Origin of the sequence: Arsenicibacter rosenii (assembly GCF_001870735.1) — a bacterium.
In the GTDB taxonomy this organism is placed as follows: domain Bacteria; phylum Bacteroidota; class Bacteroidia; order Cytophagales; family Spirosomataceae; genus Arsenicibacter; species Arsenicibacter rosenii.
This window is the reverse complement of sequence record NZ_MORL01000024.1, coordinates 43,504-55,575: the sequence shown is the minus strand read 5'-3', so window position 1 is coordinate 55,575 and position 12,072 is coordinate 43,504. Positions and strand designations below refer to the sequence as shown.

The window sequence follows — 12,072 nt, the reverse complement described above, 5'->3', positions numbered from 1 at the left end:
GATGATGCTGGGGTTAGCTATACTATGTTGGTTTAAATCTTATTAAACAAACACAATGCCAAAAATACACCTATGCCTTATCTACTCCAAATGCCCCTTACGTGAAATTTCTATAACTTGCGCCATGTTCGTCATTGCTTATGAATAAACTATTTAAGCGTAGTGTCCCGTTATTGCTCGCTGTTACACTTCTTGTATACGCTTTGAAGGATATTGAGTTCTCCGATTTTGTTTCTCAATTTAATAAAGCTAACTACACATACATTGTTCTGGTGGGCATTATTATTGCCGTTTCGTATTACATGCGTGGCTGGCGCTGGCAGCAGCCCTTACTGGCTTTAGGGTATACACCAACAGCCTTCAGAGCAACTGTAGCAATGCAGTCCGGAAGCGTTGCCAGTATGATTGTTATTGGATCTGGTGAGGTAACCCGATGCCTGACATTACAACGTACTGACGGGGTTCCTTTTTCACAGGGAGTTGGGTCAGTGGTTGCTGAGCGAGTGGTGGATCTATTCATGCTTGTACTTATTTTGTCACTTGCTTTTTTGTTAGAATTGGCTCGTATGCAGGCTTATTTAGCGGAACTTACTCTTAAGTTGCCTTCTGCTTTGCTGATAGGGTTGGGACTAGCGGGAGTCTTAAGTTTGCTGGTCATATGGTTTGTTATCCGTTTGCCAGCTGTACAAAACCATACTTTTATGAAAAAGATAATCCGTTTTGCTAACGGATTATGGCAGGGATTCTCCGCAATTAAAAACTTACCAAATCCGGGCTTATTTGTTACATTAACAGTGGCGCTGCAGGGTATGACGTGGCTGGCCACTTATCTTGTCTTGCTTTCCCTCGACATCACCAGCCATCTGCCGCCATCTGCTGCCCTTACCATTCTCGCCGTCTCCTCCATTGGCGGCCTCGCTGTACCAACACAGGGGGGAATTGGTACGTTTCATTTTTTCGTCAGCCGGGCGCTGGTGCTTTATGGATTGAGTACTGCCGAAGGGGCCGTGGTCGCTACGTTCATGCACGCCATAGGCTTTGCCATAAACCTTGTCCTGAGTAGTATCAGCTTCCTCATCATTCCGGTATTGATTCAGCGGCGAAATAAAGAAGTTGCTCTGGAGGCTGAAAATGAACAGAAAGCATAGTTTCGCCCGATGCGTTGGTAATCCTTTCCCCCATACTCTGTACCTTTGCACTGACCATTGCCGGCGATCCGGCAGGTTGATCGGTTGAGGGCGACCGTATTTTACATATGCAATACACGCTGCTTAATCAATCAACCACTCAATCATTCAATCAATGCTTACTTTTGATAAATCACCGGATGGCCTGATACCGGCTGTCATTCAGGATGCTAATACGGGAAAAGTGCTCATGGTGGGGTACATGAACCAGGAGGCTTATGAGAAAACCAAAGCTGAAGGCGTCGTCACGTTTTTCAGCCGTAGTAAACAACGCCTCTGGACCAAAGGCGAAACATCCAATAACTTCCTGCATGTACAGGAAATTCTCGGCGACTGCGACGAAGATACGATCCTGATTAAAGCTTTGCCGGCGGGACCGACCTGCCATACCGGTGCCGATACGTGCTTCAATGAAACTAACACCGGCGAGGGACAATTCCTGAATTACCTCCAGGCTGTCATCCGTGACCGGAAACAGAATCCGTCTGAGAAATCCTACACGACGTCGCTCTTCGGACGGGGTGTCAATAAAATTGCCCAGAAAGTAGGCGAGGAGGCAGTCGAACTAGTGATTGAAGCGAAGGATACAAACGACGATCTTTTCAAAGGTGAAGCGGCCGACTTGCTGTTTCACTTTCTGGTGCTGCTCGAACATAAAAACATCGACCTCGACGAGGTCATTGCGGTGCTGAAAAAACGCCACGCAAAATAGTACAGTTGAACATTGGTTTGACCTTTAGAGTTTGTAGTTTGCGCAAGTACTCGTGTGCACAGGGTTATGCCTCAGCGCGCCCTGTCTGAACCATAAACTACAACTCTCAACAACCATGGGACTGCTCGTACGCATATTGATTAGTGCGGTGGCTGTGTTCATCGCCAGTCGGCTTATTCCCGGCATTATCGTTTCCAGTTTCGGAACGGCATTGCTTGTCGCCATCGTATTGGGTTTGCTCAACGCATTCCTGAAACCGGTATTGGTGTTTCTGACTATTCCGATTACGATTCTGACATTGGGTCTTTTTTACCTGGTCATCAACGTATTGATGGTGTATCTGGCGGCTTACCTTGTTAGCGGTTTCGCTGTCAGTGGTTTTATTGCCGCGCTGTTATTTAGTTTCGTTGTATCGATTGTTACCTGGATTATTGACGCAATCGTTAGTTAAAGAATGCGTTGTTGCTCATCCGGATTTTAAATCCGGATGCCGTTAACTGCGGATTTGCAAATCCGCAATCATGTGCGTCGGAATTCAGAAATTCCGACGAGCAGGGTTTAAAAAAAGAGACAAGGTCCGCCTTGTCTCTTTTTTATTGCTAATTCTTCATTCTACGCAACCGGTCTGCCGATAAAATAATAACCTGACCGGACTGAATATCAATTAGCTTTTCGTCTTTAAAATCGCTAAGCGTCCGGATGGCAGTTTCCAGCGAGGTACCTGCTGCATTGGCGAGGTCTTCCCGCAGCAATGGTAATCCGGGATTCGTCGTTCCGTTGGCTTTTACCGATTCATAGAACCGCAGCAGGGCATCCGCTACCCGTTTCCGGACCGAGTTGTAGGCGAGTTTGATCAACTGATCTTCTTTTTCGTCAATGTTTTCGGCCAGCATCCGGATAAACTGCTGGGCAACCTCTACGTTTTTATTGAGCAACATAAAGAAGTCCTGCTTTGGAATCAGGCATACCTCAGCGTCTTCCATTGCCACCGCCGTGTCAGCGTAAAACGTTTCCTGAAGCAAGGATTTGTACCCGAAATACGTAGGCGCGGCCAGCAAGTCAACGATCAGTTCTTTGCCTAACTCATTTGATTTGAAGGTCTTAACTCGGCCTTTCTGTAAGAAAAACAAATAATGGCTTGGCCGGCCTTCAGCATAAATTTCTTCTTTCTTGCGATAGGTGCGGATTTCCCGGTTTTCGATCAGCTTATTTAACTCAGAACTTCCGCCGGAGTCGCGGATCAGGGCATCCAGGCCTTCAAGCGTCGGAGCGTAGTGTTTCTTGGTCAGATCTGCCTTGCGAAGCCGGCTCTCCACTGCATTCAGCAGCTCAATCTCTTCAAAGGGCTTCATTACATAGTCATCGGCGCCCATTTCCATGCCTTTCCGGAAATCGTTCCGCTCGGTTTTGGCCGTCAGGAAAATAAACGGAATGTGGGCCGTGTCGTCATGTTTATGGAGCATATGCAAAACGCCGTACCCGTCCAGCACCGGCATCATGATATCGCAGATAATCAGGTCCGGCTTTTCACGGATGGCGACTTCAACGCCGATTTTACCATTTTCAGCCGTTAATACCTGATAGCCGCTCAATTCCAGAATCTCGGCTGTATTCTCCCGAAGGGCGTCGTTGTCTTCAATAAGCAGTAAGGTTTGCATGACGTCGATAAAACAGTTAGTCGTAACCTTGGTTTGTTACAAATTAACTACAAATAGAGTCTGAAAACCTAAAAGTGTATATGACCGAAGTCATAATTTATACGCTCATGAGGCTGCTTACAATCAGGTATTGAGGGGTTGGCAGTCATGTCTGTGCTACTTTGGTGTCTGTAGCTTTGTCCCGGTCATTTCACTATCAACCAGCGCTCCGTCATGAAACGCATTTTGCTTGCCTCCGACTTTTCTGATGCTTCTGAACATGCTTTCCGGTATGCATTAAACATACTTGGTTATGTACCCTGCGACTGTACTCTGCTACATGCCTTCCCGATTCAGCTCGAAACGGCACATACTCCTTTCTATGAGGCAGACATTGTGCAGCAGCGTTCACTGGAAATGCTCAGTACGCTCGGGCGGCAGCTGAAAGCAGAGCGGAATTATCGCTGGCACCGGTTTGCGCCGCAAACTTATCCCGGCAATTCGCTTTCTGCTATTCAGCATGCGAGCGGACAGGAAAAATACGACTGGATCATCGTTGGGGCCAGCGGGCGGGGGCTGAATCCGTGGCTTGGCAGCACCTCGTCTAATTTGTTGCGGGAAGCCCGCACCAATCTGATGGTTGTACCGGCCACGGCCATTATCCGGCCGCTGCAACATATCGTTATCGCTACCGATTACGAAAGCATTACCTCGCCGGATGTCTTTGAGCCAATCCGGTTGCTGGCGGCTAATAATCAGGCTCACCTTACGCTTTTATGTGTGCTGAAGCCCGGCGAAAAAGTAGCCCCGCCGTCGCCGGAAGCTCAATTCCGGTTACGGGCCTTTTTCGGGGAAGTATCGCTGGTAACCGAATTTGTTGAGAATGAAAGCGCAGCTGAAGGCATTGAAACGTTTCTGAATGATAACCCGACGGCCGACTTGCTGGTAACGGTACCTCGCCACCGTTCGTGGGCCGATGCTATTCTGGGCCGGAGCGTAACCCGCCAGATTGTGCACCATATCACGATTCCGCTTATTGCCTTATATGATCCGACACTAACCGCAACCGAAACCCGGCAGCAAGCTGTGGAGGTTGCCTGACCACCTGTACCCCATGATTGCCTCGCCGACTGAACCGAAAACCGCTGCTATTGTAAAATGTTATCACTGCGGTGCTGACTGCCCTGAACCCTTACTGATCGCTGATGGTAAACCGTTTTGCTGCGATGGCTGCAAAACGGTTTACACGCTATTGAACGATAGTGAGTTATGTCAGTATTACCGCTTTGACCAGCACCCGGGCCTTTCGCCTGATAAAGACTATTACGAGGGTAAGTTTGCCTACGTAGATTTACCGCAGATACGGGAAAAGCTCATCGACTTTGCTGATGATAACCGCACCTCAGTAACGTTTTATACGCCGGGTATGCATTGCAGTTCCTGCATTTACCTGCTCGAAAATCTGCACCGGCTTCATCCGGGTGTACTCTCGGCCGTCGTGAATTTTCCCGGGCGGAAAGTACGTATCCTGTTGCAGGAAGCAATCCTGCCCCTGAGTCAGCTGGCCGATCTGCTGACGCGTATTGGTTATGAGCCCTATATCAGCCTGCAAGATCTGGACGGGAAACAACAACGCCGGCAGCGGCGGCGTAAACTCGCGCAGATCGGTGTGGCCGGTTTTGCGTTCGGCAACATCATGATGATGAGCTTTCCGGAGTATTTTGCCGTAGGAGAGTGGTCGAAAGAAAAATCGCTGGGCGACCTGTTTGTTTACCTGAACCTGTTGTTGTCTTTGCCGGTGCTGCTGTTCAGCGCGCAGGACTTTTTCAGATCAGCGTGGCAGGCACTGCGGGGCCGCTACCTGAATATCGATGCTCCCATTGTGCTTTCTATACTCATTACCTTCAGTCGCAGTGTGTTCGAAGTCGCGACACATACGGGACCGGGGTATTTCGATTCGATGACGGGTATTGTGTTCTTCCTGTTGATTGGCCGATACTTACAGGACAGAACCTATGCCCGTCTGTCGTTCGAACGGGACTATACCGCTTACTTCCCGCTGGCAGCTACCGTGAAGCAGGGCCCTGCCGAACGTCGCGTACCCGTAACCGAACTTCAGACCGGTGACCGGCTGTATATCCGTAACCAGGAACTGATTCCCGCCGATGCACGGTTGCTGAGCCCGGAAGCCATGATTGACTACAGTTTTGTGACAGGCGAATCGGAGCCGGTAAGCCGCCAGGTTGGTGAGTTGCTCTATGCCGGTGGGCGGCTGGTAGGTCAGGCGGCCGAAATGGATGTGGTAAAGCCTGTTTCGGAAAGCTACCTGACCCAACTCTGGAACCACGATGCGTTCCGGAATCAGGATGCCGATGCCGAAGCCAAACGGCTCCGGTCGTCATTGCCGGATAAAATCAACCGCTATTTTACACCGGCGGTGTTTACCATTTCGCTGGGTAGTTTTCTGTTCTGGACGTTACAGGGTCAGATGCTGCTGGGCTTAAATGCGGCTACGGCCGTGCTGATCGTGGTTTGTCCATGTATTCTGCTGCTGGCACATACCTTTACGGATAGCAACCTCGTCGGTATCTTCGGGCGCTATGGGTTGTACCTCCGGCAAGCCGGTGTGATTGAAAAACTGACCCGGATAACGGCCGTTGTTTTCGATAAAACCGGGACCCTGACGCAGACAAATGCCTCAACAGTGCAGTGGGTCAGCATGGCTGAGGGCACAGAGACAGAAGACGATTTATCCGATGAGATGAAAAGCATTGTCCGGGCACTGACCGGCCATTCGGTACACCCGTACAGTCGCCGGATAGCCGGTTGGCTGGATGGCTGGCAGCGCCGCGTTCCTCTGAAAAACTTCCGCGAAGTGGCTGGTGCAGGTATTGAAGCCATGGTTGACGGGCAACTGATCCGGCTTGGCTCGGCCGGCTTTGTGGGTTATGACCGCACCTTACCGGATACCGCCGGTAGTCATACCTTTTTGGCTGTCGATCAGTATGTATTGGGCTATTTCAGCATCCGGAATCCGTATCGCAATGGCGTTGAGGGGTTGGTTCAGCAACTGGATCAGGAAAACATAGCGCAGTTTGTGCTCTCCGGCGACCGCGACGCCGACCGGACCTACCTGACCCGCTTGTTTGGCAAAGCCGACCATCTGCATTTTCTGCAAAAACCGGACGACAAGCTGCGGGTTATTCAGGGGCTGCAGCAAAAAGGAGCTCAGGTGCTGATGGTAGGCGATGGGCTGAATGATGCCGGGGCACTGCAACAAAGCGAGTTAGGCATTGCCGTCAGCGATGATCTGACTACTTTTTCACCTGCCTGTGATGCCATCGTCCAGGGCGATCAACTGGTTCGTTTGCCGCAATACATCAAGCTGGCCCGTGCCGGCATGTGGGTGCTGAAATTCTGTTTCGGAATATCCTTGCTTTATAATTTCGTCGGCATTTCCGTGGCCGTTCAAGGGCACATGGCGCCGGTTGTGGCGGCCATTCTGATGCCGGCCACCTCGCTGACGGTTATTTTACTGTCAACTATTACGTCAAACATCATCGCGAAGCGACTCTTCAAAAAGCTGTAACACGGAATGATACTCCGTACTACGGCGCCTAATAAACATGGCTGGTATTACCTGGTACCAGCCATGTTTGTTAATCCTCAATCAGAATACCCATTTTCCCTTTCCGGAAATCGCGGTAGGCTTCCATGATCTGAATGTCACTGTTCATGACAAATGGCCCCTGCGCAACGATCTCTTCACCAATAGGCTCTCCGGACATCAGCAATGCGCGGGTGTCTTCGAGGGCTTCAAGCGTAATATAATCGCCGTCATGGCTGAACGTAACCATGTTCTTGCCCGTCACGAGCCGGTCGTCGTTGATTTTGGCGTATCCGTCGAGAAAATAAACAAACAGGTTGTGACTGGCCGGAACCGGTATGTCAATGGTACCGCCCGCCTGCATATGAATCGTGCCGGAGTTAATCGGCGTAAATGTCGGAATCGGCCCTTGCTGCCCTAACAAATCACCGGTTACCACATTCACGACTACTTTACCGTCGGGACTGGTGGTTGCCGGAGTTTGCTCTTTCGTCAGCGGATAATACGATGGCTGATCCATTTTGTTGGCTGCCGGTGTGTTCACCCACATCTGAATAATTTCTTGTTCAGCGGTCAACGGGCGTTCGCTGTGAATGATGCCCATACCGGCGTTCATCCACTGGGTACCACCTTCGTACACCGTTCCATCATTCTGGCGGCTGTCCCGATGGCGCACACCGCCTTTAAATACAAACGTTACCGGCGAAAACCCCCGGTGCGGATGCGGATCAACACCGGCTTTCTGAAGTTGTTGGTCAGGATCGGCAATGGTATGCGCATGGTGCAACAGCACAAACGGATCAAGGTAAGGTAAACGGTTAGAGGGCAGGGGTTGCCGTACGTGTAATTTACCCATATGCATCATTGGTGCCGGTAATACCTGGCTAATCGTACGTGGCGTTTCCATAATATTCGTGTTTATGTATTTAATGTATATACATTGAATTTTATAAAAAAATTCCCGATCACGCAGGAAGAGTCCGGAATGATCGGGAAATGACTTAGTTACCGTAAAGTGCTTTCCCTGCTGCTTCGTATTTATCACCGGCAATCCATTTCGGTGCTGTTGGCCGGTCCGCAATTAACCGGCCCGCGTAGGCAAATGACTGACAGAAGCGGTGCACGTACCCGAAATCGAGTGATTCCGGGTTGTCGATCGCCTGATGGTAGTATTTACCAATAGCGGCATCAAATGACTTAAAGCCAGCAGAGTAGGTAGGAGCAGGTACGCCTTTTGCTGCGAAACTAACGTTATCAGAGCGGTCGAACAGGCCTTGTTCAGGAGCCGGTTCTGCAAATACGCCAAGGCCGAATTGTTTGGCTGCGGTTTCAATTTCGGTTTTAGCTCCGGTGCGTTCCAGACCGATAACAGACACAATCGTAGTATCATTATAGCCGGCACCATCTGAGTTCAGGTCAAAAACGGTTTGTTTGAGCGGAATCAGCGGGTTTTCGGAATAGTACCGGCTTCCCTGGAGACCAATTTCTTCGCCGGTCAGGGCCAGAATCAGAATAGACCGTTTGGCCGGTTTGATGCTGAACGCTTTGGCCGCCGTCAACAAGGATACCGCACCCATCGCATTGTCGCGGGCACCGTTAAAAATACTGTCTTCGGGTGTATAGCTGCCACCGCCTTGCTTACCAACCCCGACGTGGTCGAAATGGGCCGACAGCACAACGTATTCATTTTTGAGTTTGGGGTCAGAACCTTCGATAACACCGGCCACGTTTGCCGAAGCAGCAGCCACTTTAATCCGGCCGGAAGTCCGGAGCGTAACCGAGGCATTGGGTTCTTTCAAACGGCCGTATTTATTGTTCTGATTGTTAATCCAGACGTGTGTTACGGCTGGGCCGTTAGCAGCCATCGCCAGAGAAATCTGCTCACGGTTAAAATTCTGGGCTACCAGCCCCCACGGTACCGACTCACTATATAACTCGATCAGGGCCGCAACGCCTTTTTCGGTCGCTAATTTACGTTTGCTGTTTGAGGCGCGGAAGATTTCGCCCGGGCTTTTGGCTTCCGGCGATCCGCCCTGAACGACCACAATTTTACCTTTCACATCCCGACCTTTGTAGCCGTCTTCGCCATCGGTAAGGCCATAACCGGCATATACAACCTGGCCGCTCAGGTCGGTGGTACCACCCGCCATAACCAGCAGGTCTTTACCCAGCCGGAGCGTGTCTTTATCCGTAATCAGGATACCGGAGTTGGCGGCTTTAACGCGCTCGAACGGAATCCGCTGGAAATAGTCGGCCTGGCCGGGTGCGGGTTTTAATCCCAGCTGGCGGAATTGCTCGGCGATGTAGCGGGCGGCTACCCAGTTGCCCGGATCGCCGGTGCGACGGCCCTGCAGCTCGTCGGAGGCCAGGAAACGGGTCTGGGCTTCGACTTCGGCCTGGGTAATGCTTTGTTCGGGCAACATCTGGCCCGTTTTTTTGCTTTGTGCCAGGGCTGCTGATCCGATTAGACTTGTTGAGAAGGCTAAGGAAAGAAAAAGAGTACGCATAAGGATAATCAATAAGCCCTGTGGCTATGCAAATACATTATTGAGGTTAATTTCTATGTTTAGAACCGCATCGGTTAGTTTGACATCTCCATGAAAAAAGTCATAATCCGATGGGTTTTTATAAACCAGAATAGCTTGTAGGTCAGGAATAACAATCCAGCAGGAAACCACACCAAACCGGAAATAGGTTTCTGGTTTATCAACCATTTCTTTAGTGCTCTGAGAAGCAGATTGAATCTCGACGACAAGCAATGGTGCATCTGATCGTCTTGAGGGGTCATGTTTAAAGTCCAGAGGAGTAGCCGGGTATAACACCAGGTCTGGAGTACTACCGGTCGGCTGGGTATCCAATAACACTTCGCTGGCAATCCGGAACCTGTTGGGATAGTTAACCTTTATTTCAAAGCCTATATTAAACTGGATGGCACCATGAAGTAGGGTAGGCATTGGTTTACCGCGTTCAAGTTCGTACGAAGAAAGTTGTTCGATGAGTGCTTCCATAACGAAAACTGATTTCTTCAAAGATAACGAAAATTAATGTTACAGCACTTTCTGCAAAAAAGCAGCACTGTCCATAAGCCACGCAATGCCTAAGTGAATCAATAACCCGCCCCAGATACTGCGGGTGTAGAGCGCCAGAATGCCAAGTAAGTATCCGCCAAATAATGATGAAATGGTTTCGCCCATTGGCTTACCAAAGTGGATGCAGGCATAGGTAACCATCATTGGTAAGACCGTGCCGGTTCCCATAACGCGTTGCAGCCCGATGACCAGAAAGCCTCTGAACAGCAGTTCGGTTGGTATAAAATCCCAGCCATAACAAAGCTCATAAACAAGGGCAGTAACCCATTGCGGAACCCCTAGTACCTCATCTGCATTAGAATCTTTATAGCTTGGATAGTAGCTCAGAAAGTCAGCCTGAAACGAAGCGATGGTCACAATGGGAATCATGATCAGGAGCATGGTTGCATAAAGCTGTAAGCCATCACGTTTGGGGGTAATGCCATAAAAATCGGGAGAGTCCCGATCCCGGATCCGGTAATATAAGTAAAGTGGTAAGACCAGCGTAACGACGGAATGGGTGTTACTCAGGCATTTATAGGCAAAGTAGTAAATCTGCCCGTCGAACAGTTGCCGGCTCCACTCATTATAGGCATAGAAACCGGCATAAAACGAATACACGCCTAAGCCGAACAGGCTATGCAGCCAGAAACGCCGCTTCTGCAAAATCCGTTGCTGCGGATGGAAGTGGTTCCAGATCAGTGCCGTCCCGTAGTAAGCCGTCGCATACAGCGCGAAATACAGTACCGGCCGCAGCCAGCTGCCACGAAAGGAATCAATAAAGCCCCGCTCAATGTTGATGGTGTAGTTCAGGCCGATGAGCAGGGCAGCAAAGAGGGCAGTAAGGGCATAAAGCCCCGCCCTGAAATCAGCTTTAATGTGGTCGCGGATATAGCGTATCAGGGCGCGCATCGGATCAGCTCAGCTCGGCCAGCAATTTGTGGTCAATGTTTTCGTCGGTCAGGAACTTCCGGATGCGGGGGCTGTCTTCGAAAACAATAATGAATTCCTTTTGCTCCAGCAGCTCATCATCTTCGGCCCACTTCCAGTCTTCGGCCGTGGCGTCGAGGATATTCAGTACACTACCCATTTTGGCCGGGTCGCGCTCTTTGCTGATCAGATCGTTGGTATTGGTAATATAAAGCACAATCCGGACATCTTCGAGCCATTGCAGGTCGTTGAGCGAATCGTTGAGGGCGTCGAGGTTAAAGCCGAAAACCGGGAATTCGAGTACATCGGCAATCTGTTCATAAAAAAGCCGTAACGTGTTGGCTTTCTGACCGTCAATGTGGGCAATAAAATCGTTGCCAAAGAATTTTTCCAGTTCTGCTTCAGACTGGCTGATAAGTATATTCGGTGTCATTTTACTTCAATAAACGTGTTGTAATGATCATTGGTGTACCAGCTGCGGCCGTCGGAGCCGGTAACCAGCCGTTCGGTACCCCGGTTTTTGCCCTGTACTTTGGGATTTACGTCCCACTCCTGATAGTCAATGCGCCTGCCTGATAAATCCTGACGGGGCAAGTGCCCTTCGTAATTGCCGAAACGCCGTCCGCCAACATAGCCGTCCATGGCACGGCCGTTTTGTTTGACATACGCTAATACGTCATACACTTTCCGGGGGGGCTGACCCGATCGGATCTGGCTATCAGATTGCCGCTGAGCCGGCTGCTTTTGCTGCCGGTACTGCTCCTGATTGCGGTGTTTCTTATGCTTCCGGTGGCTTTTCTGCTCCTGATTAGCCGACGGATGGTTGTCATAACCGGAGCTGGTCGAAGTATGACAGCTGCTGCCAATGAGTAAATAAGCCAGCAAAAACCAGATTCGCCAGCATCGACGTAGTAGTAAAGACATAGAAAAA

At 50.1% G+C, this 12,072-nt stretch carries 12 protein-coding genes; 5 read left to right on the top strand and 7 right to left on the bottom strand.

The features are described 5' to 3' along the window. The first annotated feature begins 140 nt into the window (after positions 1-140). From BLX24_RS25380 to BLX24_RS25370, 3 genes are all read left to right on the top strand, one after another. Positions 141-1,148 carry a lysylphosphatidylglycerol synthase transmembrane domain-containing protein gene (locus tag BLX24_RS25380; RefSeq protein ID WP_071506030.1) on the top strand — a complete coding sequence of 336 codons (1,008 nt, stop codon included), beginning with the start codon at positions 141-143 and terminating at the stop codon, positions 1,146-1,148. A 154-nt stretch (positions 1,149-1,302) separates the two neighbouring features. Further along, entirely contained in the window at positions 1,303-1,899 is a 597-nt protein-coding gene (gene hisIE / locus BLX24_RS25375) for a bifunctional phosphoribosyl-AMP cyclohydrolase/phosphoribosyl-ATP diphosphatase HisIE (RefSeq protein ID WP_374755019.1), read from the top strand. A gap of 115 nt (positions 1,900-2,014) precedes the next feature. Continuing rightward, entirely contained in the window at positions 2,015-2,350 is a 336-nt protein-coding gene (locus BLX24_RS25370; RefSeq protein WP_071506028.1) for a phage holin family protein, read from the top strand. A gap of 148 nt (positions 2,351-2,498) precedes the next feature. Here BLX24_RS25370 and BLX24_RS25365 read toward each other — a convergent pair whose 3' ends face one another. After that, positions 2,499-3,557, bottom strand: a complete 1,059-nt coding sequence (locus BLX24_RS25365; RefSeq protein ID WP_071506027.1) for a response regulator — start codon at positions 3,555-3,557, stop codon at positions 2,499-2,501. A 213-nt stretch (positions 3,558-3,770) separates the two neighbouring features. Here BLX24_RS25365 and BLX24_RS25360 point away from each other — a divergent pair, with 213 nt between their 5' ends. Further along, positions 3,771-4,637: a universal stress protein gene (locus BLX24_RS25360; RefSeq protein ID WP_071506026.1), complete on the top strand. Its 867-nt coding sequence runs from the start codon at positions 3,771-3,773 to the stop codon at positions 4,635-4,637. Positions 4,638-4,650: 13 nt separating this feature from the next. Beyond that, positions 4,651-7,125, top strand: a complete 2,475-nt coding sequence (locus BLX24_RS25355; RefSeq protein WP_071506055.1) for a heavy metal translocating P-type ATPase — start codon at positions 4,651-4,653, stop codon at positions 7,123-7,125. Between the two features lie 70 nt (positions 7,126-7,195). Here the strand turns inward: BLX24_RS25355 and BLX24_RS25350 are convergent, their stop codons facing one another. The 6 genes from BLX24_RS25350 to BLX24_RS25325 all read right to left on the bottom strand — a co-directional run bounded on the left by BLX24_RS25350 (position 7,196) and on the right by BLX24_RS25325 (position 12,065). Further along, positions 7,196-8,050, bottom strand: a complete 855-nt coding sequence (locus BLX24_RS25350) for a pirin family protein (protein WP_071506025.1) — start codon at positions 8,048-8,050, stop codon at positions 7,196-7,198. A gap of 94 nt (positions 8,051-8,144) precedes the next feature. Continuing rightward, positions 8,145-9,650 carry a M28 family peptidase gene (locus BLX24_RS25345; protein WP_071506024.1) on the bottom strand — a complete coding sequence of 502 codons (1,506 nt, stop codon included), beginning with the start codon at positions 9,648-9,650 and terminating at the stop codon, positions 8,145-8,147. A gap of 24 nt (positions 9,651-9,674) precedes the next feature. Further along, positions 9,675-10,151 carry a Uma2 family endonuclease gene (locus BLX24_RS25340; RefSeq protein WP_071506023.1) on the bottom strand — a complete coding sequence of 159 codons (477 nt, stop codon included), beginning with the start codon at positions 10,149-10,151 and terminating at the stop codon, positions 9,675-9,677. 39 nt (positions 10,152-10,190) lie between these two features. Beyond that, positions 10,191-11,123, bottom strand: coding sequence for a CPBP family intramembrane glutamic endopeptidase (locus BLX24_RS25335; protein ID WP_071506022.1), 933 nt, complete (start codon positions 11,121-11,123; stop codon positions 10,191-10,193). A gap of 4 nt (positions 11,124-11,127) precedes the next feature. Next, positions 11,128-11,574 carry a barstar family protein gene (locus BLX24_RS25330; RefSeq protein ID WP_071506021.1) on the bottom strand — a complete coding sequence of 149 codons (447 nt, stop codon included), beginning with the start codon at positions 11,572-11,574 and terminating at the stop codon, positions 11,128-11,130. Continuing rightward, complete coding sequence (locus tag BLX24_RS25325; protein ID WP_071506020.1) at positions 11,571-12,065, bottom strand: guanyl-specific ribonuclease; 495 nt, start codon at positions 12,063-12,065, stop codon at positions 11,571-11,573. Before BLX24_RS25325 ends, BLX24_RS25330 begins: the two co-directional genes overlap by 4 nt. Between the last annotated feature and the right edge of the window lie 7 nt (positions 12,066-12,072).